This is a genomic window from Pseudomonas sp. F2 (assembly GCF_057174385.1).
Genome location: NZ_CM169904.1, coordinates 5793842 through 5813479 on the forward strand (window position 1 = coordinate 5793842; position 19638 = coordinate 5813479).

A 19638-nucleotide genomic window follows, 5' to 3' on the forward strand; every position below is an offset into this window, starting at 1 on the left:
ATGACAGACGCACAACAGCGCCTCGCGGAAGTCCGGGCGGCGATCTCTGACGTCCTGAAAAAAGGCCAGCGCCTGCGCCGTGCGGATCGCGAACTTTATCGCGCCGAGCTGAACAGCTTGCGTCTTCTGGAGCAGCAGTACGCCAGAGAGGTCGCGTTGGAACAGGCTCAACAACAGGGACGTGGCCGCAACCGCGTCTCCTACATGAAGATCTGACTATGGGATTTTTTCGAAAAGATCCGGCCGAGCTGCTGATGCGCGAGGCCCTCAAACTCGCCAAGTCGGCAAGCGAGTCCAAGCCTATCGTAGCTCAGGGGGGCGGGGGTGGTGTTGAGACGCGGTGGCGCGGGGCTTCGCGCGTACTGCGCAGCATGGCCAGCTGGATTCCCGGTCTTGGCAGTCCGCGTCGAGATCTCGACCAAAACGAGCGTCGAATGCTGGTTGCTCGTTCGCGAGACGCCATGCGCAATCACTTGATAGCCCGTGCGGCGATCACGCGCTTGCGCACCAATGTTGTAGGAACCGGGCTGGTTTGCCGGTCACAGATCGATCATGACGCATTAGGTCTCGACGAGACGCAGGCTGAGAAAATCAACAATCAGCTCGATCGTTTGTGGTCGCTGTATGCCGACGATCCACGCGAATGCGATGCCGAAGCGACACTCAACCACTACCAGTTACAAGCTCTGGTATTGATCTCGTCCATGGTGGGTGGTGACGTGCTGATTGCCAGTCCTGACGATGAGCGCCCCGGCTGCATCTTCAGCACGCGCTTGCAGTTGATCGAATCTGACCGGGTCTGCAATCCAGCCGGGCAACTTGACGGCGCAAACCTCGTGGACGGTGTCGAGTTCGACCGGCTGGGGGCGCCGCTGGCGTATCACGTCTGTACCGGATACCCCAACGAATACACCGCCGGCCAGGCGCTTAAATGGGAGCGTCTGCCAGCCTTTGGCGAGGCCACGGGCCGGCGCCGCGTCATGCACGTCATGGCCGACAAGGAGCGTCCGGGACAAAAGCGCGGAGCGCCTTACCTGGCACCGGTACTGGAACCGTTGCAGAAGCTGGAGCGCTATAGCAGCGCCGAACTGATGGCGGCGGTGATCTCCGCAATGTTCACGGTGTTCATCAAAAAGACCAACGACTTTCAAGTCGGGAATCTCCCGCTGACCGCATTAGCCAACGAAGGCGACGGTCCTGCAGGCGACACAACGGCTGACGGCGAACTGGCTCTGGGCGAGGGGGCGATTGTTGACCTGGGCCAAGGTGAGGAACCGGTAATCGCCAATCCTGCGCGGCCTAATGCGCAATTCGATCCGTTCTTTACGGCAGTGGTCAAGGAAATCGGCGCTGCTTTAGAGCAACCGATGGAAGAGCTGTTGCTCCACTACAGCAGCAGCTATAGCGCAGCCCGTGCGGCGATGTTGCAGGCGTGGCGTTTTTACAGCCTGCGCCGCTGGTGGTTGATCTGTGACTTTTGCCAGCCCAGCCGGGAATTGCTGATCGATGAGGCGGTGGCCCGTGGATTGATCAGCCTGCCGGGTTACGCGGATCCGGCGAAACGCAAAGCCTACTGCCAGGCGATCTGGATCGGCCCGGCACGTGGCGCCATTGATGAGCTGAAAGAAGCCAACGCTGCCGGTAAGCGCATCGAGATTGGTGTCAGCAACGAAACACTGGAAACCGCCGCAATGACCGGCGAGCCGTGGCAGCAGGTGTATCGGCAGCGCGTGCGCGAAGTCACCCAGCGGCGCAACGATGGCCTGCACGTTTTACCCAAAGGGCGGGAGCAGGAAACACCGCCGTCCGCCAACCCCAACGAGGAATAACCATGCCCCGCGCATTCGAGCTGGCTGCATCGCAGCCGTGGCTGATGCTGCCCGGCGCCCTGGATAACTTGCTGACCATTGCAGACCGCATGGGCGATCCGGCGGCGCTGGAAACACGCACTGGCATGCGACTGGATAACAGCCGCACTGTCAGCGTACGCAATGGTGTGGCGATCATCCCGGTAGTCGGTCCGGTGTTTCGCTATGCCAACCTTTTCACCGAGATCAGCGGTGCGACCAGCACTCAGGTGCTGGCCACCGACCTGCAGGCCGCGCTCGATGATCCCAAGATCAGCGCGATCATCCTCAACATCGATAGCCCAGGCGGCGTTGCCGCCGGCATCAACGAACTGGCTGACCAGATCCATGCGGCCCGTGACCGTAAACGCATCGTTGCCTACATCGGCGGCACTGGTGCAAGCGCGGCCTATTGGATTGCGTCAGCTGCCAGCGAAATCGTCATCGACGAAACGGCGCTCGCCGGAAGTATCGGTGTGGTCGTCGAAGCCGTGGTCGGCGGCGAGGAAGGCAACGGCCGTAAGCGCTATCAGATCGTCAGCCGCAATGCCCCGAACAAGCGCGTGGATCTCTCTACAGAAGAGGGGCGGGCCAAGGTCGGCGAAACAGTCGATGCCATGGGCGATGTGTTCGTAGCCAAGGTGGCCCGCAACCTGGGCGTGGAGCCGGAGCGTGTCCCAGAGATGGGCGACTTCGGAGGCCTGCGCGTGGGCGTTGCGGCTGTCGAGTCCGGCTTGGCTCACCGTCTGGGGTCGCTTGAAACATTGATTACCGAACTGGCCAAACCGGCCGCCACTCAACCGAGGAAATACAACATGACCACCGTCAGCAGCACGGCGGAGTTGCGTGAGGCGCTGGCCGCCGGCACGGATCCGCAAACCATCGAAATCGCTCAGGCCAATCAGCCGGATCTCGAAAGCATCCGCACCCAAAGTCGCGAGGAAGGCGCTACTGCAGAGCGGCAACGCATTACCGGCATCAATGCAATGGCCAGCAAGGGTTTCGAAACTGAAATCTCCGCTGCCATTGAAGCAGGCACAACGGTTGAAGCCACAGCGCTACAGCTGTTCAAGGCAGCGCAGGATCGCGGCATTTCTCTGAACGCCATCAAGGCCGATGCCACTGGTGCATCGACGTCCACTCCGACGGGCGATGCCGCTCAGGGTGAGCGCAAGGCCGTCGTAAACGCCATTGTCGAGGGCGCCTCGCGCCGCTGATTGGAGAACATCATGAGCAACCCAGAACGCCAAACCTATGTCCCGGACCAGCTGTCCGCCGGTGCCTTCCCGGTGATGATCGACACCGCCGTGATCGCTTCCGGCCAGAAGCTCAGTCGAGGCGCCGTCCTTGGGCAAGTAACGGCCAGTGGCGAATATGTGCTGAGCAAGGCCGCAGCAACCGATGGCTCCGAAGCTCCTGTGGCTGTACTGGATCAGTTCACTGATACGACCTCAGGCGCGCAGGTAGCGCCAATCCGCCTGACCGGTGAAGTGCTGGCCAGTCAACTCACACTCGGCGAGGGTTTTACTTTGGCGCAGGCAAAAGCTGCGCTGCGTTCCCTGTGCCTTTTCGTTCGTTAATTCGGAGTCTTTGATGGATATTTTTGATACCCGCACCATGCTTGAAGCGGTTGAGCAGATGCCAACCGCGCGGCGCTTTTTGCTGAACACCTTTTTCAACGGCGGCAGTCCTGTCACGTTCCCGACCAAAACCGTGGACATCGACATCATCAAGGGCAAACGCAAAATGGCGCCGTTTGTTAATCCGCGCCTGCCGGGCAGTGTGTCGTTGCGTGAAGGCTATACCACCAGCACTTACAGCCCGCCGTACATTCAGCCAAAACGTGAGACCACCGCCGAGCTGGTGCTCAAACGTTCGGCCGGTGATAACCCGTTTTCCTCACGCACACCGCTGGAGCGTGCCGGGCAATTGCTCGGTAAGGACCTGCGCGATCTGGACGACGAAATCATCCGCCGGGAAGAGTGGATGTGCGCCCAGGCACTCACCACCGGAAAGGTTCGCGTCGTGGGAGAAGGGGTGGATGACACCATCGACTTCCTGATGGCCAGCGATCACAAGATCAGCCTGGGCAGCGGTCAGTGGGGCACCGAAGACGGTGACCCGATTGCCAATCTTCGTAGCTGGAAGCGCAAGATCGCCAAGGACTCCGGCCGCACGGCAAACACCGTAGCCATGAGCGGCGAAGCGCTGGACGCCTTTCAATCCAGTGCTGCAGTGATGAACCAACTCAACACTCGCCGCGTTGACATGGGCTTGATCAAGCCCGAAGAACTCCCGGACGGTGTGACCTATCTGGGTTACCTGAACGATCCCGGTGTCGATCTCTATGGTTACGACGAGTGGTATCTGGACGACGAGGATGACGAGCAGCCAATGATTCCGGCAGGTGGCTTGATTCTCGGCTCGACGTCCACGCGCAACGCCATGCTGTACGGGGCGATTCAAGATCTGGAAGCCGTGGAAAGCGGCTTGGTCGAAGCGGCGCGCTTCCCGAAGAGCTGGGTGACCCAAGAGCCGAGCGCTCGTTGGCTGAAGCTGCAGAGTGCGGCATTGGCTGGCCTGCTCGAACCGGATGCGTTCATTTACGCCAAGGTGGTGTGACATGGCCAAGAAAGCCGATTTTCTGGTGATCGACGGTTGCGTGCAGGATGGCCGCGTCGTTGTTGTGAAGGGCGAGCCTTACAGTCCGCCAAGTAAAGGGGTTGAGGAAGCGTTACTCGCCGAAGGGCGTATCGCTCCGCTCAAGGACCCCCGAGCCCAAGAACTGCTGCGCCAGAAATCGGGCGTTGCCAATGAGGACGACGACAGCGGCGGTGAGTGATGGGTTTTCGCGAATTGAGCGACGACATGGACGCCCTGGTGTTGGATGGCTTGGGCGACATGGCAACGGTCGGCGGTCGAGAGATCGCCGGTTTCTTTTCCGCGCCATGGCTGCAGCCGCGCATGGGGCGGATCAACACCGCATTGCGCGAGCCGCAATTTGAGATTCGCGTCGTCGATGCGGCGGGTGTTGAGCCGGGGCAACTGGTCGTTGTAGATCTGGCAAAGCAGGACGGGGGAGGCCAGTACGATCTGGTCAAGCTGGAGCCAGATGGTTCAGGCTGGGTGGCATTGCTTTTGAGGGCTAAAGCATGAGCGTCGGCAGCTATTTCAAACCCTCAGCCAGTGGCGGGATGATCTCGCTGCAAACCTCGGCGGCAGACTTGAAAGCCTTTCAGGACTTTGCCGCCCTGGTGCCGAAGGCAGCATCCAATGCCCAGCGTCGCGCGATCAACAAAACTTTGCGCTGGCTTGCCACCCACATCGCTCGCGCCGTCGGCCGGCAGGAACGCATTGCGGTCGCCGCAGTTCGACAACGTCTGCGGGCCTACCCGGTCAGCGGCGGCGCGAACAGCGGCAAATTGTGGTTCGGCCTCAACGCCATGGAAGCCAGCCGCATAGGTCGGGCACGGCAAACCCGATCCGGCGTGTCAGTCGCGGGGCGACGCTTCCAGGGCGCGTTCCACAAGCGAGTCTATGGGAGCAGCGCTGATGTCTGGATCCGCGTCGGCAGCAAGCATTTCAAATCTTCGGATTACCCAGATAGCGATGTCAGTGCAGCAGGCGGCGCGAGTTCGGGCTGGATTGCCGAACATGACAACCGCTTCCCGCTGGCCAAGGCCAAGGTGTCGCTGGAGCAAGCCCGACCGCACTTCGATAACTGGGTGCGTAAAGCAGACGAACACCTCGTGCATGTCCTGCAGCAGGAACTCAATTTTGAAGTGCAGAAGTACTTGAAGGGGAAATGACGTGATGGATTCAGTCGACGAACCATTCAGTCTTGAGCAACTGTATCGAGCCATCGAACGACATCTTCATGATCATTTGCCGGGCGTTCAGACGGTCGCGGTCTGGCCCAACATTGATGATCGCATCGCCTTGCCGGCGGTGCTGGTGGAACTGGCAGAAATGGAGCCGGGCGTTGATCCGGGGACGGGAGAAACCTGCTTGGCCTGCAAGTTTGAGGCGCGGGTGATCACCGATCCGATCCAGCCCGACCATCATCAGCAAGCAGTGTTCTTGGCGGGTCAGTTGGCCGTTCTACTACGGGCGCAGTCTTGGGGCGTAGAGGTCGAGCCAGCCGAGTTCGTTCAGGCCATGCAGGACTGGACCAAACCCGAACTGGACGGCTACACGGTCTGGGTCGTGGAATGGACACAGCAGATCTACCTCGGTGAAACCTGCTGGCCTTGGCCGGATCAGCCACCGGGGACGTTGGTGTTTGACGTTGAGCCGGGTGACGGACCATTCAGGCCCGAGGATCTTCCGTGAGTTACGCAAGCGCCCAGCATGACCGCATGATCGCGGGGGCGGTAAAGGCTTGCTACGTGGTCGCGGTGGATCTGTCTGCTTCGCCGCCGGTATGTCGCGTGTCGGATGGCAGTGAATGGGTCAGCGCCTGGGTGCGGTGGCACAGCATCGCCGCCGGCAAGGCCAGGCACTGGCGGGCGCCGTCTTTGGGCGAGCAGGGCAGTTTGATCAGTCCCAGTGGTGACGTGTCACAAGGCACGTTTGTCCCGGGCTTGTATGGCAATGCCGGACCGCCGCCAGATAATCGCGACCACGTCGAGGTCTGGCGTTTTGATGATGGCGGCTCGCTGATCTACGACTGGCAGGCCAAGAGCTACAGCATCACCCTGCCCAGCGGCACGGTCACCATCAAAGTGGCCAGCACGGAAGCGGTCGTGACCGATAGCGCGGTGAACGTGACCACCGGCAACATCAATTTGAAAGCGGCGGTAATGATCGACGGCGCGCTACACGTTACCAAGGGCATCACTAGCGCCGGCGCAATCATTGATACCATCGGCAACAGCAACCACCACACGCATTAATTTCAACTCACCACAGCCCGCCCAGTGCGGGCTTTTTCATGCCTGGAGAATCACATGGCCAAGATCGATACGACCTCAACCGATGCGCAAACGTCCTCGGAACCGGCATTGTCATCCTCAACGTTCTCATCGCCTGAGTCCTTGAAATTCCGCGACAAGCTCTACACGTCGCGACTGTTGATCGTGCCCGGTACTGACCGTTCCTATCCGGTGGAGAAGGCGACGGTGGTGGTGCCGGTATCCGACATCGAAGCGGTCAAGTTCCTGAAAGCCAGCGAAGAATACGAGCCGTTCAAGGAGTGACATCGATGATCGGAATGGATCGCCACACCGGCCTACCCATATCCGGCATCGAGCACCTGCGCCAATCCATTGCCGACATCTTGAGCACGCCGCTGGGCAGTCGTCGGCACCGTATGGAATACGGCAGCAAGCTACGGCGGTTTATTGATTTGCCCATCAACGAAGGCTGGAAAAGCGCCGTACAGGCTGAGGTCGCCCGCGCTCTGGGACGCTGGGAGCCGCGTTTGAAGTTGGATCAGGTGCGCGTCATTTCCGTCATTGACGGGCAAATCAATTTGCAAATCGTCGGGACGTACCTGGGCGACAGCGTCACGTTGGAGGTGGCTGCATGAGTACCGTAGATCTGTCGTCGCTGCCAGCGCCGACCGTGCTGGAGCCTCTGGACTTCGAGGAGGTTTATCAGGACGGGCTGAGTGTGTTTCGCGGGTACATGGGCGGTAACTGGACGGCCGCGCTGGAAAGCGATCCGGTAGTAAAAGTGCTTGAGGTCGGGGCATACAACAAGGTCGGCAACCGCGCCCGAGTCAATGACGCCGGCAAGGCGCTATTACTGGCGCACGCCATTCGCGGCGACCTCGATCACTTGGGGGCCAACGTCAATCTGAAGCGCCTGGTCATTCAGGCCGAGGATCTGCTGGCGGTGCCGCCGGTGCCCAAGGTCATGGAAGACGACGATCCGTTTCGCGAACGCATCCAGTTGGCCTATGAAGGGCTGACTACGGCCGGCCCGCGCAACAGCTACATCCTGCATGCGCGTAACGCTTCTGGGCTGGTGGCAGACGCCACGGCCGAAAGTCCGGCGCCTTGCTACGTTACGGTAACGGTGCTGGGGTTTGATGGGGAGGGTGAAGCGCCGCCGGAGCTGCTGGCGACGGTGGCCGCTGCGCTGAATGACGATGACGTTCGTCCGGTCGGTGATCGTGTGACCGTGCAGAGCGCGCAGGTGATCCGCTACGAGATTGACGCCATCCTGCACATGGCCGGCGCTGGCCCGGAAGCAGATGCCAGTTTGGCCGAAGCGAAAAGCCGATTGGCAGCCTGGATCAATCCACGCAAGCGGCTGGGCGTCGAGGTCGCTCGCTCCGCTGTTGACGCCCAGCTGCACGTTGCCGGTGTTGCCCGGGTTGAGTTGGTCGGTTGGCAAGACTTGGCCCCGACCAAGGCGCAAGCGGCGTTCTGTACGGGCTACAGCGTGAGGCTGGCGGGCTGATATGAAAAGTCTACTGCCGCTCAACAGCACGCAACTGGAACGGGCCATGGAGGCCGCGTTTTTCGAAAAGACGATTGTCCCATTGCGCGATCTCTACAACCCCGACACCTGTCCGGTGCATCTGCTGCCGCATCTGGCGTGGGCGTGGTCGGTCGATCGCTGGGACTACCGATGGTCTGAGGCGACCAAGCGCGCGGCCATCAAGGCGTCGTACTACATCCATAAACACAAGGGGACCATCGGCGCGCTGCGTCGCGTGGTCGAGCCGCTGGGCTATCTGATCGAGATCGTCGAGTGGTTCCAGACCGTGCCCGAGGGCGTACCGGGCACCTTCGCGCTGAAGGTCGGAGTGCTGGATACCGGCATCACCGAAGAAATGTATCAGGAGCTTGAGCGCCTGATTGACGATGCCAAGCCCGTCACCCGGCAACTGACCGGGCTGGCGATCAGCCTGGAAACTCAAGGCGATTTGAATATCGCCGTGTCCCTCTACGAAGGCGACGAAATCGACGTTTACCCGCCCGTCATGCGTGACATTGAGGTCACTGGCAGCTTTGGCGTGGTCGGTCGCGAACACACCATAGACACCCTGGACGTTTATTATGATTGATGCGAATTCGCAGTTTTTCGCGATCCTCACGAACGTGGGGATGGCCAAGCAGGCGAACGCCGACGCGCTTGGCATTCCCTGGCTGATCACGCAAATGGGCGTGGGTGATGCCAATCCGAACGGGCTGGCAGATCCGCCCAACCCGGTGCCGTCGGCCGGTCAAACCAAGCTGATCAACGAGTGGCGACGCAAGCCGCTCAACCAACTGAAGATCGACCCGGTCAACCCGGCGGTGATCATCGCCGAGCAGATCATTCCAGCCGATGAGGGCGGTAAGTGGATTCGCGAAATCGGCCTCTACGATGCGGACGGCGATCTGGTGGCGGTGGCCAACTGTGCGCCGAGCTTCAAGCCGCTACTGTCGCAAGGCTCGGGTCGCACGCAGATCGTGCGGATGAACTTCATTGTCACCAGCACCGGCAACATTCAGCTCAAGATTGACCCAGCGATTGTGCTGGCCTCGCGGGCCTACGTTGACGCGGCGATTCTGGAAGTGCTGCCGAAGAACAAAACCCCCGGCGAATATACGCGGGTCAAGGTCAACGATCGCGGGATTGTGGTCTCAGGCGACAACCCAGACACGCTGGCCAAGATGGGCATCAAGGACAGCTATACCAAGGCCGAGATCGAGGCAATGATTGCCCAGGCCTCGGCCTTGCCAGTGGGTGCCACGGTAGCGTTTCCGTTGGACAAAGTGGCGCCCGGCTTTCTGGAGCTGGACGGCAGCGTCAAGAGTATTGCGGTCTATCCCGATCTGGCGGCGTTCCTCGGTACGGCCTTCAACAAGGGTGACGAGGGTGCCGGCAATTTCCGCTTGCCGGAATCACGAGGCGAGTTCCTGCGCGGCTGGGATCATGGGCGCGGCGTGGATGGTGGTCGAGCAATAGGTAGCTGGCAGGTGGGTACGGCGACTTACGGTGACGGTGATGGCGTTAACCTGCCGATCCCGAACCTGAATGACCCCAAGCATGTAAGGGTGCTGGGGCTTGAATACGATTCGACGGCGGTTGTCGAATCAGTCACGGTTAATTCAACGCCAACTGCTGCGAATCCGCTCAGTATGGACGGCGTTCAGGCCCCCGGATCTGCCTTTGTGGGCGTCGATTTTATGCGCTCAAGACCGCGTAACTTGGCGGTGATGTGGTGCATTAAGGCCTGGAACGCGCCGATCAATCAGGGGAACATCGACGTTGCGGCACTGCTGCTGGAGGTGCAAAAGCTGCGCAGTAATGGTCCGGTGGCGGGCACTGCGAGAAACGCGTCGCTGCTTGTGACCGCTGCGTCTGCGACGGCTAACTTTACGGCAGATGAACTGATTGTCGAGGACGCTGCCGGCTCCTACCGGCTTAACAACTTCAATAAGCCGATCAATCTGGCCGCTGTGGGTCTGGGCGGGATGGATACCGGCGCGGCCCCGGCAAATGGTTATGTCGGGCTGTACGCGATTTATAACCCGGCTTCGGGAGTGAGCGGGCTGTTGGCGGTCAACGCAGTAACAGCGGTTTTGCCCAATCTTTACGCAGGTCTTTATATGCCGGCTGGGTTTACGGCTTCGGCGCTGGTGTCCATTTTGCCCACGCAAACCACGGGTATTTTTGCCGTTTGCGAGCAATATGATCGTCACGTCGACTGCCCCAGTATTTCAATTCTTAATACAACAGTGCAGACGGGCGCCATTACTGCCGTGGTGGCAGGGTTGCCGAAAAACGCCCGGATGATCGGTGGTTCTTCAACGGTAACGTCAGGCACTGCGGCATCCGTATCATTGAGTCTTTTTGCGTCTGACGCGAGCGTCGGGCAAAAAACAAATAACGGCTCCGTTCCGGCGGGAGGGCAGCAGACAGTGCCTTTTGATCGCTTGCATATCAGGACACCGCAAACGATTCGCTATGCAACTTCGACGATTGGCGGGACGCCTACGTTCATGGCAACCGCCTCGTCTTACGATTTTTAAGAGGTGATCGGATGTTTGTGCAATTTGAAGATGAAAGTCTGCAAAAGGTGGTCGCGGTTTTTGGTTGCTCTCAGGACGCCGAGTTGTACCCCAATCAAGGAGAAATTGAATGGGATGATCCGCGATTTTTGGCCTATCACGACGCGCAAATCCCGTTGGGGCAGGAGTCGCTTAAGGGCATGCGTCAAGATTTTGCGCCGCCGATTGAGTCCGTAGAGCCGCAGTAGACGCCCCGCACTGACGGGGCGTTTTCTTTTCCGTTACGCGTAACACGCACACCCTCACAGCCTCGCTTATGCGGGGCTTTTTCGTTTCTGGAGAACGAGCCTTATGAGTTTTTTCCACGGCGTCACGACCACGTCGGTCGACACTGGCGCGCGCACCATCTCACTGCCGTCGTCGTCGATTATCGGTCTGTGTGACACGTTTACCCCGGGCGTCCTCGGCGGCGGTACTGCCAAGGCCGGCGAGCTGAAGTTGATCACCACTGAGCGCGAAGCCATCGCAGCTTTCGGCCCCGACTCGGCGATCACCAAGGCCTGTCAGGCCATCTACGTCAAGGCCAAAGCGGTGATCGTCGCCATCGGCGTGGCCAAGCTGGAAGACCCTGCGCTGCAAACCTCGGCGATCATCGGCGGCGTGCTGGAGTCGGGGCAGCGTACTGGCTTACAGGCGCTGCTCGACGGCAAGAGCCTGTTCAACGCCCAGCCGCGATTGCTGATCGCTCCGGGCCACACCGCGACTCAGGCGGTGGCCACGGCGCTCGACAGCGTGGCGCAGAAGCTGCGCGCTATTGGCATCATCGACGGCCCGGGTACGACCGACGAGGCCGCTATTGCCTACGCCGAGAACTTCGGCAGTCGCAACCTGTTCATGGTCGACCCGGGCGTCAAGTATTGGGACACCATCACCAGCAAGACCGTCGACGCGCCCGGTTCGGCTTGGGCGGCAGGGCTGTTTGCCTGGACGGATGCTGAATACGGTTTCTGGGCGTCGCCGTCGAACAAGGAGTTGACCGGCATCACCGGTACCGGCCGCGCGGTCGAGTACCTGGACGGCGACGAAACCTGCCGGGCCAACCTGCTCAACAACGCCAATATCACCACGATCATTCGCGACGACGGTTATCGCCTGTGGGGTAACCGCACGCTGTCGAGCGATCCGAAGTGGGCGTTCGTTACCCGCGTTCGCACGCTGTTCATCCTCATGGACGCGGTGCAGGCCGGGCACAAGTGGGCGGTTGACCGCTCGATCACCAAGACCTACGTGACCGATGTCACCAACGGTCTGGATGCATTCATGCGCGACCTGAAAGCCCAGGGCGCAATCATCAACTTTGAAGTGTTCCCCGACACCGAACTGAACACGGCCAGCCAGATCGCCCAGGGCAAGGTGTATTGGCGCATCCGTTTCACCGACGTGCCGCCGGCAGAGAACCCGAATTTCCTTTTCGAAGTCACCGATCAGTGGATGACCGAAGTGCTTGAAGCAGCCTAAGGGGGCGTAACCAATGATTCCTCAAACTTTGTACAACACCAACCTGTTCGTCGACGGCGTGAACTTCTCCGGCGACGTGCCGAGCCTGACGCTGCCCAAGCTGACCACCAAGACCGACGAATATCGTGGCGGCGGCATGGCTGGCCCCATCGATATGGATCAGGGGCTTGAAAAAATGGAAGCCTCGTTTGTCACCAAGGGCGTGCGCCGCGAGTCGCTGAAGTACTTCGGCCTAGCCGACGGCACGGCGTTCAACGCCACGTTCCGAGGTGCCTTCAAGGGCCAAAAGGGCGCTGTGACAGCAGTCGTTGCCACCCTGCGCGGTCGCCTCAAAGAGGTCGATCTCGGTGACTGGAAAGCCGGTGATGCGGCCGAGATCAAACACGCCGTTTCGGTCACGTACTACAAGCTCGAAATCGACGGGCGCTTGATGTACGAGATCGATATGGTCGCCGGCATTCAGGTGATCGACGGCAAAGACCAACTCCTCGAAGTGCGCCAGGCGCTCGGCCTGTAAGGAATAGATTCAGATGACTCAAGCATTCGCTAAAAACCTTCCGGCCTGGCTGTCGCTCAGTGCAGTCGGTGCCGTCGTAACGCTGACCCGCCCAAGCCAAGCCAATAGCATCGACGTCGAGACGTTGAACCTGCGCAACCCGACAGTGCGTGAAGTGCGCGCGGCTGATCGTGCTGCCAACGGCGATGATGAACAGCGCGAACTGATGCTGTTCGCCGGTCTCGCCGAAGTCGGACTGAAGGATCTGGAAGGCCTCAAGCTGACGGATTATCGCCGCGTGCAAACGGCGTATTCGCACCTGGTACCGAAAACCGATTATTCGGACTCGATGCCGGCGTGGTTGTCGCTGACCACCGATCAGGTGCTGGTAACGCTGTCGTGTCCGAGTGAAATCAACGGCGTGACCGTCGACAAGCTGGCCTTGCGTTCGCCGACCGTGGGCGACGTGCGGGCGGCCAACCGTGAAGTGGGTGGCGATGACGAGCAGCGCGAGCTGGTGTTGTTTGCTGCGTTGTCCGGTGCGCCTGTCGCGGATCTGGAGGGGCTGAAGCTGGTGGATTTTAACCGCTTGCAGGCCGGCTATTTTCGCATGGACAACGACGACGGGCTTTAACCCCAGCGTGATCAAGTCGGCGGCGAAACGTCTGGCGGCGGAAACCGGATTTTCCGCCGCCGAGATCCAGTCGATGCCGTTCGCGGATATGGTGTGGTGGCTCACGGATTGAGCCGCCACCGGTAGTGTTGGGCACATGAGGGCCATGACATGGCAAACAAACTCGCCCTCGGGCTGGTGATCGGCGGTGCCGTCAGTTCCACGGTCGGGGCCGCGTTCAAGGACGTGACCGGGCGCATCAAGCGCCTCGAGGCAGAAGGCAACAAAGCGCGGGTGCTGCAGCGCACGATTGGCGACACCATCCGCCTGCGTGAAGAATGGAAAAAGGCTCACGACACCGGCGCTGCCGGCGCGTCCAAATTACTCAACCGCTTGAACTCGAACCTCGACAGCCTGAAAAAGCAGGGGATCGAGGTTGGCCGGCTGGAAAAAGCCTATCGCTCGATGGGGCAGACGGCCAACAAAGCCGAGCTGAAAGCCAAGGGGCATCAGCAGATCGATTCTGGCGTAAAGGGCATGAAGGGCGCTGTCGGTGCTGCGGTTGTAGGTGTCGGTGCCATGGCGGTACCGGCCAAGGTCAGCGCTGATTTTGGCGCCATTGTGCGAGACATCGCGATCAAGGCCGGCATTGCCAACAAGCCGCAAGAGCAGGAGATGTCGCGCAAGATCATCGACACCTCACGCGACACCGGCATGGCGCGCAACGATGTGGCCGACGTGGTCAATCAGTTGGTCGGTGCCGGTATGGACCTGAGCAAGGCGCTGGAATATGCACCCGTCGCGGCCAAGTTTGTCGTGGGGCAGGGATCCAGCGGCGTCGACACGGCGAAGATGATCAACGCACTCGGGCAGAACGCCAAGATCACGGACCCCAAGCAAATGCAGCAGGCGCTGGAGGCGATCGCCTACCAAGGTCAAGCGGGCAGCTTTGAAGCGGCCGATATGGCCAAGTGGTTCCCGGAACTGTTGGCCAACATGGCCAGCAACGGCATCACCGGCTTGGATGCGGTGACGCAACTGGGTGCCATGTTGCAGGTCCAGATGAAGCAGGCCGGCAGTTCGGACGAAGCGGCCAACAACCTAAAAAACTGGATGGGCAAAATCGGCTCGACCGACACGGTCAAGGCCTACGAAAAAGCAGGTATTGATTACAAGGGGTCAATGCAGACCGGTTTGCAGAACGGCATGTCGACGCTCGAAACCAGTATGGCGCTGGCTCAGAAATACATTCAGGCGACCGATCCGAAGCGTGCGGCGGCCATGGCCGAAGCGACTTCAAGAATCAGCAAGGAAGCCGACCCGGAGAAGGCCAAGGCCATGATGGCCTCGCTGGAAGAATCCCTGCGCACCGGCGACCTGTTCGCCGACATGCAGGTCAAGGCCGCACTGTCGGCCTACATGCAAAACAAGGCGCTGTACAGCCAGCTCAAAAACGATTCGCGTGACGCGACCGGGATCCTCGACAAGAACCTCGCCGAGCGGCGCGAGTCGTCATCGCAGAAATGGGCGGAAATGGCCCAGTCGATGGATGACGCCATGCGCAGCATCGGTGATGCGCTGCGCCCGGTGACGGACACCGTGGCCGAGTCGTTGACCAAGGTTACTAAAGGCATTACGTCGCTGACTGATAGCGCGCCCGGGGTAGTTGCCGGTATCGCCACGGTCGGGGCGGGGCTGATCGCCTTAAAGGGTATCTTCAGCACGATCAAGATCAGCAAGGGGCTGCTAAACCTTGCGCGTGGGTCGCGCGGTGGCAGAAATGGGAGCGAAGCCCCAAATAAAAACCCCGGAGAACTTGATCTGGTAGCTACTGGCCTGGATGTTGTTTCGCGGGTGAAGGAAGCGGCAACAGGCGGCGGCCTTGGTACTGACAGTGGTGCAGGTAACGACGGCGTCAAGAAGGTATTCGTCGTCAATGCCGGCGCTATGGGTGGCGGTGTGGATGCGTCGGGCGAATCGCGCCGACGTGGACGTGGGTCAAGGCGCAGCGCTCGGCGCCGGTCGTTGCCGAGTTCGAGAGGCCCTCGCCCGTCTGTGCCTCGTCCACCTGTTCCGGTTTCACGTCCCCCTGTTTCGATCCCATCGCCATCAGTCCCTTCCGTTCCAAGTGGAGCATTGTCCAAGCTCGGCGTCGTCGCAGGAACCGTCGGTAAGGTCGGCAAGGCGGCCAAGGTCATTCCTGGCAGCACGCTGCTGGAGTCCGGCGCGATGGCTTTTGAAACCTTTCAAAACGCCAAGACCAAGGACGAAAAAGCCGAAGGTTATGGCTCGGCCGCCGGCAACCTGGCCGGCACCATGGCCGGTGCAGCAGCAGGCGCCGCCATCGGTTCGGTCGTGCCGATCATCGGCACCGCTATCGGCGGCATGATCGGTGCTTACCTCGGCAGTCAGGGCGGTGCGGCGCTGGGCGGGTCATTGGGTAAGTCGCTGTTCGGTGGTGAGGATGAAAAGCCCGAGCAAACGGCAAAGGCGCCGGTACCGACCACGCCGCTCATGATGGCGTCAGCGGGCCAGCAAGGACCGGCGCTGGGGGATGTCGCGCGCTCGATGGCGGTGACGGCGCCGCTCAAGTCGGCGGCGCTCGCCATTCAACCCAAGGAGCCAGAAAAACCGGTACCGGCCAAGGTGGATCAGCAGTTTCAGTATTCGCTGAGCATGCCGGTCACGGTGCAGGGCGACGTGAAAGACCCGCAAACCTTGGCGCAGGATCTGCTGCCGCACATGCAGCGAATGATGGAAGGCGCTGCGAAGCAGAATGCCGCCAAGCTGTACGACGAACCCCATGTGTAAGGAGGCCTCATGGCTTACATGGAGCAAATGCAATCGAGCCTGAAGTATTTGGTCGAGGCAGCGGAAACAGGGCGGCGCAGTGCTGACGGCATGCTGACTCCGGTCAACGGCGCGATCCGTGAACTAACCGGCGCCGCGTCCGAGCTGGAGAACATCCCGTTTGTTGGTCCGGCAATCGGCGCCAAACTTCAGCGAGTTATGCGCGGCGTCGACGCGGCTCAGGCCAAGGTCGGTCAGGTGGTAGCGGTGTACGGCCGCGCCACCCGCGCGGCGGCTGAAGTGCAGGATCGGCTGGGTACGTTGAAGGAACAGGCGGGCAAGGCGGCCACGGCGATCAACAACGTCGCCGGCAAGGTCAGCCCGTCGCTGGCCAACATCGTGCCCACCAGTTCCTTTGCTGGTGAGGCCACGCCGGCGCCGGAGGCGGTAAAGCCTTTCCCGCACCTAATGATCATTCAGCCGCGCGATCCGAAGATTGAGCCGTACTACTTCAACCTGGACACGGCGGCGTTTGATGAGCTGAGCCGTTCGACCGAATTCCGCTGGGCTTCGCAGGAGCGGCTGACGCGTCGGCCGGCGAAGCAGGCCATCGGTATGGGCGATGAAAAGTTGACGCTCAAGGGCACGATCTACCCGGGCTTCAAAGGCGGTTTAAAGCAGCTCGACACGCTGCGTTCCATCGGGGCCAGGCTGCAACCGCTGACCCTGACCACGGGTTATGGCGAGGTGATCGGGACGTGGTGCCTGAAGACGATCAACGGTGAACAGACTGCGTTTTTGCACGGCGGGATTCCCCGCAAACAGGGGTTCACTTTGGAGTTTGAGCGCTATGGCGACGACATGCAGGACGTCTGATGGCGACATGCTCGATGTCATTTGCAACAACGTTTACGGCCATCTGAATGGCAGCGTCGAGGCCGTGCTCGATGCCAATCAGGGGCTGGCCGATGAGCCTCAGCCGTTCCGGTCGGGCGTGATTATCGTCCTGCCGGATCTGCCGAGTCCGACCAATGAAGGCGTCAGCTTGTGGGATTGACCCGGGGAGATGCCTTCGCCGGGGCCGCGTCGCGTTACGCGTAACGCGTAACGACACCTTGTTTTTCTGGCCCGCCTTGTGCGGGTTTTTATTGGAAAAAATCCATGACACCGATGTTTCGAATCGTCGCCGATGGGGCCGACGTCACGGCCAAGATCAATGATCGGCTGTTGTTATTGCGTACCTCTGACAAGCCGGGCATGGAGTCCGATGAGTTTGAGTTGCGTATCGACGACCGTGACGGGCAGGTGCAACTGCCACGGCGTGGCAGCTCCATCGAGATCTACCTGGGTTATGCCGAAACGGCCTTGACGCGTATGGGCAGTTACACCGTCGACACGGTCGAGGTGTCAGGGCCGCCGGATACCATCGTGATCAAGGGCAAGGCCAGCGACATGCGTGGCAGCGGCAAAACCATCCGTAGCGGAAGCTGGGAAGACGTACCGCTGTCGAAGATCGTGGCTGACGTTGCCGCGCGCAATGGCTGGACACCGGTGTGTCCGGTGTCGACCAAGGTCGCCCGGGTCGACCAGCTCAACGAGTCCGATTTTAATTTCATCACCCGTCTGGCCAAGCAATATGACTGCACAGCCAAGGTGGCCGACGGCAAGCTGTTGGTGATGCCGCGCCAAGGTGGCCAGACTGCTAGCGGTAAGGCGTTTGGCGCTATCACGCTGACCCGTCGCGACCTCAGCCGCTGGCAATTCAGTCTCGGTGATCGCAATTCGCATAAGGCGGTGGCCACCAAGCATCAGGACAAAAAGAACGGCAAGCTCGCGGTGGTCACCATCGACAATGATGACGCGCCGGACGGCCTGCCGGCAGTGCATACCGACCGCCATATCTATCCAGACAAAGGTGCTGCTGAGGCGGCGGCAAAGGCCCGTCTTTCGGCGTTCAACCGCTCGACTGCCGATGTGCGGCTTGAAATGCCCGGCCGGACGGACATCTTCGCCGAGCGTCCCATCATCGCTGAGGGGTTCAAGGTCGGGCTTGATGGCGAGTATCTGGCGGATTCGGTGGAGCAGGTATTCACCCAGTCTGGCTGGTCCACCACGGTCGAATGCAATGCCGGCAAAGCCGGTAAATCCAAGGGCAAGAAAAAGAAGGGGCCGAAACCACCACTCAAGGTTGTGAACATCGAGAAGCAGTAACCACATCCATCGCCGCCTGAGTGCGGTTTTTTTATGTCTGGAGTTTGTATGTCCATCACTGAAAAGCAGCTGCAAAGCATCATGCCCAACGCCCGCCGCCAAGCGGGCGTTTTTGTATCCCCCCTCAACGCAGCCATGGCTCATCGGCAGATCAACACACCGAAACGCCAAGCCGCATTTCTGGCGCAAGTTGGTCACGAGTCGGGTCAGCTGCAGTACGTCCGGGAACTGGGCGGCGATCAGTACCTGAGCAAATACGACACCGGCAACCTAGCTGCGAAACTGGGCAACACGCCGGCAGCGGATGGTGATGGCCAGCGCTATCGCGGTCGCGGCCTGATCCAGGTAACAGGCCACGACAATTACCTGCGCTGCAGCTTGGCGCTGTTCGGTGACGAGCGATTGCTGCGCACGCCTGAGCTGCTGGAACTGCCGCAGTGGGCCGCTGAGTCGGCCGCATGGTTCTGGTCAGTGAATGGTCTGAACGCGCTGGCCGATCAAAATGAATTCAACACGATCACCCGCAGGATCAATGGCGGTCTCAACGGCCTGCAGGATCGGCTGGAGTTGTGGGGGCGGGCGAGGGCGGTGCTATGCGTCTCGGCGAATTGATCCCGGCGCCGTATCGGCTGCTGGCAAAAGGAGTGCTGCTGGTCCTCTTGGTCGGTGGTTTCGCGGCCATTACTTGGCAAGTCCAGGATTGGCGCTACGGCAAACAGCTCGCAGAGCAGGCCCGACTCCACACCGAAACCCTAAACGAACTGAATCAGGCCTCAGCCGAGCAGCAGCGTGCCGAACAGGACAAACGCCTCGCGCTTGAGCAGCGCCTGGCAACCAGTGAACAAATCCATTACCGAGCCTTGAGCGATGTCCAACGTGATCAAGGTCGCCTGCGCGACCGCCTTGCCACTGCTGATCTGCGCCTGTCAGTCCTACTCGACGCCACCACCGGCGCTAACAACCGATCGGTGTCAGCCACCACCGCCACCGGCGGCGTGGTTCATGGCCCCACAAGAGCCGAACTTGACCCAGCGCATGCTCAACGAATTATCAGCGTCACCGATGACGGCGACCGGGGGCTAATTGCCCTCGCGGCCTGTCAGGCATACGCCAAAGAAGTCTCAATACCGAAGTGAAAAAAGAGCGGCCGGTTCAGATGCGTCAACATCCGGATCGACCGCCGTCCCTGCAGATGGTCCCTGCAAGTCCAGC

Annotated in this window: 25 protein-coding genes; all 25 read left to right on the forward strand. The window is 60.5% G+C overall.

Annotated features, from left to right (window positions below; translation table 11 throughout):
- The 25 genes from AC193Q_RS26015 to AC193Q_RS26135 all read left to right on the forward strand — a co-directional run bounded on the left by AC193Q_RS26015 (position 1) and on the right by AC193Q_RS26135 (position 19562).
- Positions 1–216, forward strand: coding sequence for a hypothetical protein (locus AC193Q_RS26015; RefSeq protein WP_103305626.1), 216 nt, complete (start codon positions 1–3; stop codon positions 214–216).
- A gap of 2 nt (positions 217–218) precedes the next feature.
- Positions 219–1829: a phage portal protein gene (locus tag AC193Q_RS26020; protein ID WP_483878974.1), complete on the forward strand. Its 1611-nt coding sequence runs from the start codon at positions 219–221 to the stop codon at positions 1827–1829.
- A gap of 2 nt (positions 1830–1831) precedes the next feature.
- Positions 1832–3064 (forward strand): S49 family peptidase, encoded by a 1233-nt coding sequence (locus AC193Q_RS26025; protein ID WP_483878975.1) that lies wholly within the window; start codon positions 1832–1834, stop codon positions 3062–3064.
- 12 nt (positions 3065–3076) lie between these two features.
- Positions 3077–3427 (forward strand): head decoration protein, encoded by a 351-nt coding sequence (locus AC193Q_RS26030; protein WP_483878976.1) that lies wholly within the window; start codon positions 3077–3079, stop codon positions 3425–3427.
- 13 nt (positions 3428–3440) lie between these two features.
- Positions 3441–4469 carry a major capsid protein gene (locus tag AC193Q_RS26035; protein ID WP_483878977.1) on the forward strand — a complete coding sequence of 343 codons (1029 nt, stop codon included), beginning with the start codon at positions 3441–3443 and terminating at the stop codon, positions 4467–4469.
- Position 4470: 1 nt separating this feature from the next.
- Positions 4471–4689 (forward strand): hypothetical protein, encoded by a 219-nt coding sequence (locus tag AC193Q_RS26040; protein ID WP_339454416.1) that lies wholly within the window; start codon positions 4471–4473, stop codon positions 4687–4689.
- Entirely contained in the window at positions 4689–5003 is a 315-nt protein-coding gene (locus tag AC193Q_RS26045; RefSeq protein WP_127926430.1) for a head-tail joining protein, read from the forward strand. The genes AC193Q_RS26040 and AC193Q_RS26045 overlap by 1 nt, the downstream gene beginning before the upstream one ends.
- Positions 5000–5656 (forward strand): hypothetical protein, encoded by a 657-nt coding sequence (locus AC193Q_RS26050; RefSeq protein WP_483878978.1) that lies wholly within the window; start codon positions 5000–5002, stop codon positions 5654–5656. The genes AC193Q_RS26045 and AC193Q_RS26050 overlap by 4 nt, the downstream gene beginning before the upstream one ends.
- Before the next feature lie 4 nt (positions 5657–5660).
- Positions 5661–6179: a hypothetical protein gene (locus tag AC193Q_RS26055; RefSeq protein WP_273915257.1), complete on the forward strand. Its 519-nt coding sequence runs from the start codon at positions 5661–5663 to the stop codon at positions 6177–6179.
- Positions 6176–6742, forward strand: a complete 567-nt coding sequence (locus AC193Q_RS26060) for a phage baseplate assembly protein V (RefSeq protein WP_483878979.1) — start codon at positions 6176–6178, stop codon at positions 6740–6742. Before AC193Q_RS26055 ends, AC193Q_RS26060 begins: the two co-directional genes overlap by 4 nt.
- Before the next feature lie 54 nt (positions 6743–6796).
- The gene (locus AC193Q_RS26065) at positions 6797–7045 is read left to right on the forward strand and encodes a hypothetical protein (protein ID WP_483878980.1); all 249 of its coding nucleotides are present in this window, start codon (positions 6797–6799) and stop codon (positions 7043–7045) included.
- A 5-nt stretch (positions 7046–7050) separates the two neighbouring features.
- Positions 7051–7377, forward strand: coding sequence for a GPW/gp25 family protein (locus tag AC193Q_RS26070; protein WP_483878981.1), 327 nt, complete (start codon positions 7051–7053; stop codon positions 7375–7377).
- Complete coding sequence (locus AC193Q_RS26075; RefSeq protein WP_483878982.1) at positions 7374–8255, forward strand: baseplate assembly protein; 882 nt, start codon at positions 7374–7376, stop codon at positions 8253–8255. Before AC193Q_RS26070 ends, AC193Q_RS26075 begins: the two co-directional genes overlap by 4 nt.
- A 1-nt stretch (position 8256) precedes the next feature.
- Entirely contained in the window at positions 8257–8865 is a 609-nt protein-coding gene (locus AC193Q_RS26080; RefSeq protein ID WP_483878983.1) for a phage tail protein I, read from the forward strand.
- Complete coding sequence (locus tag AC193Q_RS26085; protein WP_483878984.1) at positions 8858–10819, forward strand: phage tail protein; 1962 nt, start codon at positions 8858–8860, stop codon at positions 10817–10819. Before AC193Q_RS26080 ends, AC193Q_RS26085 begins: the two co-directional genes overlap by 8 nt.
- A gap of 11 nt (positions 10820–10830) precedes the next feature.
- Positions 10831–11046, forward strand: coding sequence for a hypothetical protein (locus AC193Q_RS26090; protein ID WP_483878985.1), 216 nt, complete (start codon positions 10831–10833; stop codon positions 11044–11046).
- Between the two features lie 103 nt (positions 11047–11149).
- Complete coding sequence (locus tag AC193Q_RS26095; protein ID WP_483878986.1) at positions 11150–12316, forward strand: phage tail sheath subtilisin-like domain-containing protein; 1167 nt, start codon at positions 11150–11152, stop codon at positions 12314–12316.
- Positions 12317–12329: 13 nt separating this feature from the next.
- On the forward strand, positions 12330–12833 hold the full coding sequence (locus tag AC193Q_RS26100) for a phage major tail tube protein (protein ID WP_041481031.1): 504 nt from the start codon (positions 12330–12332) through the stop codon (positions 12831–12833).
- A 13-nt stretch (positions 12834–12846) separates the two neighbouring features.
- The gene (locus tag AC193Q_RS26105; protein WP_483878987.1) at positions 12847–13446 is read left to right on the forward strand and encodes a phage tail assembly protein; all 600 of its coding nucleotides are present in this window, start codon (positions 12847–12849) and stop codon (positions 13444–13446) included.
- Between the two features lie 150 nt (positions 13447–13596).
- Positions 13597–16236, forward strand: coding sequence for a phage tail tape measure protein (locus AC193Q_RS26110; protein WP_483878988.1), 2640 nt, complete (start codon positions 13597–13599; stop codon positions 16234–16236).
- A gap of 9 nt (positions 16237–16245) precedes the next feature.
- Positions 16246–17091 carry a phage tail protein gene (locus AC193Q_RS26115; RefSeq protein ID WP_483878989.1) on the forward strand — a complete coding sequence of 282 codons (846 nt, stop codon included), beginning with the start codon at positions 16246–16248 and terminating at the stop codon, positions 17089–17091.
- Entirely contained in the window at positions 17066–17272 is a 207-nt protein-coding gene (locus AC193Q_RS26120) for a tail protein X (RefSeq protein ID WP_123377010.1), read from the forward strand. Before AC193Q_RS26115 ends, AC193Q_RS26120 begins: the two co-directional genes overlap by 26 nt.
- A gap of 104 nt (positions 17273–17376) precedes the next feature.
- A complete protein-coding gene (locus tag AC193Q_RS26125; protein ID WP_483878990.1) occupies positions 17377–18426 on the forward strand; it encodes a phage late control D family protein in 1050 nt (349 codons plus the stop codon).
- A gap of 48 nt (positions 18427–18474) precedes the next feature.
- On the forward strand, positions 18475–19038 hold the full coding sequence (locus AC193Q_RS26130) for a glycoside hydrolase family 19 protein (protein WP_483878991.1): 564 nt from the start codon (positions 18475–18477) through the stop codon (positions 19036–19038).
- Positions 19020–19562, forward strand: a complete 543-nt coding sequence (locus tag AC193Q_RS26135) for a lysis system spanin subunit (protein WP_483878992.1) — start codon at positions 19020–19022, stop codon at positions 19560–19562. Before AC193Q_RS26130 ends, AC193Q_RS26135 begins: the two co-directional genes overlap by 19 nt.
- Positions 19563–19638: the final 76 nt, after the last annotated feature.

Excerpts from the sequence above, each read along its gene's own strand:
- AC193Q_RS26015 (WP_103305626.1), top strand. The coding sequence starts at position 1 with ATGACAGACGCACAACAGCGCCTCGCGGAAGTCCGGGCGGCGATCTCT.
- AC193Q_RS26020 (WP_483878974.1), top strand. The coding sequence starts at position 219 with ATGGGATTTTTTCGAAAAGATCCGGCCGAGCTGCTGATGCGCGAGGCC.
- AC193Q_RS26025 (WP_483878975.1), top strand. The coding sequence starts at position 1,832 with ATGCCCCGCGCATTCGAGCTGGCTGCATCGCAGCCGTGGCTGATGCTG.
- AC193Q_RS26030 (WP_483878976.1), top strand. The coding sequence starts at position 3,077 with ATGAGCAACCCAGAACGCCAAACCTATGTCCCGGACCAGCTGTCCGCC.
- AC193Q_RS26035 (WP_483878977.1), top strand. The coding sequence starts at position 3,441 with ATGGATATTTTTGATACCCGCACCATGCTTGAAGCGGTTGAGCAGATG.
- AC193Q_RS26040 (WP_339454416.1), top strand. The coding sequence starts at position 4,471 with ATGGCCAAGAAAGCCGATTTTCTGGTGATCGACGGTTGCGTGCAGGAT.
- AC193Q_RS26045 (WP_127926430.1), top strand. The coding sequence starts at position 4,689 with ATGGGTTTTCGCGAATTGAGCGACGACATGGACGCCCTGGTGTTGGAT.
- AC193Q_RS26050 (WP_483878978.1), top strand. The coding sequence starts at position 5,000 with ATGAGCGTCGGCAGCTATTTCAAACCCTCAGCCAGTGGCGGGATGATC.
- AC193Q_RS26055 (WP_273915257.1), top strand. The coding sequence starts at position 5,661 with ATGGATTCAGTCGACGAACCATTCAGTCTTGAGCAACTGTATCGAGCC.
- AC193Q_RS26065 (WP_483878980.1), top strand. The coding sequence starts at position 6,797 with ATGGCCAAGATCGATACGACCTCAACCGATGCGCAAACGTCCTCGGAA.
- AC193Q_RS26070 (WP_483878981.1), top strand. The coding sequence starts at position 7,051 with ATGATCGGAATGGATCGCCACACCGGCCTACCCATATCCGGCATCGAG.
- AC193Q_RS26075 (WP_483878982.1), top strand. The coding sequence starts at position 7,374 with ATGAGTACCGTAGATCTGTCGTCGCTGCCAGCGCCGACCGTGCTGGAG.
- AC193Q_RS26080 (WP_483878983.1), top strand. The coding sequence starts at position 8,257 with ATGAAAAGTCTACTGCCGCTCAACAGCACGCAACTGGAACGGGCCATG.
- AC193Q_RS26085 (WP_483878984.1), top strand. The coding sequence starts at position 8,858 with ATGATTGATGCGAATTCGCAGTTTTTCGCGATCCTCACGAACGTGGGG.
- AC193Q_RS26090 (WP_483878985.1), top strand. The coding sequence starts at position 10,831 with ATGTTTGTGCAATTTGAAGATGAAAGTCTGCAAAAGGTGGTCGCGGTT.
- AC193Q_RS26095 (WP_483878986.1), top strand. The coding sequence starts at position 11,150 with ATGAGTTTTTTCCACGGCGTCACGACCACGTCGGTCGACACTGGCGCG.
- AC193Q_RS26100 (WP_041481031.1), top strand. The coding sequence starts at position 12,330 with ATGATTCCTCAAACTTTGTACAACACCAACCTGTTCGTCGACGGCGTG.
- AC193Q_RS26105 (WP_483878987.1), top strand. The coding sequence starts at position 12,847 with ATGACTCAAGCATTCGCTAAAAACCTTCCGGCCTGGCTGTCGCTCAGT.
- AC193Q_RS26110 (WP_483878988.1), top strand. The coding sequence starts at position 13,597 with ATGGCAAACAAACTCGCCCTCGGGCTGGTGATCGGCGGTGCCGTCAGT.
- AC193Q_RS26115 (WP_483878989.1), top strand. The coding sequence starts at position 16,246 with ATGGCTTACATGGAGCAAATGCAATCGAGCCTGAAGTATTTGGTCGAG.
- AC193Q_RS26120 (WP_123377010.1), top strand. The coding sequence starts at position 17,066 with ATGGCGACGACATGCAGGACGTCTGATGGCGACATGCTCGATGTCATT.
- AC193Q_RS26125 (WP_483878990.1), top strand. The coding sequence starts at position 17,377 with ATGACACCGATGTTTCGAATCGTCGCCGATGGGGCCGACGTCACGGCC.
- AC193Q_RS26130 (WP_483878991.1), top strand. The coding sequence starts at position 18,475 with ATGTCCATCACTGAAAAGCAGCTGCAAAGCATCATGCCCAACGCCCGC.
- AC193Q_RS26135 (WP_483878992.1), top strand. The coding sequence starts at position 19,020 with ATGCGTCTCGGCGAATTGATCCCGGCGCCGTATCGGCTGCTGGCAAAA.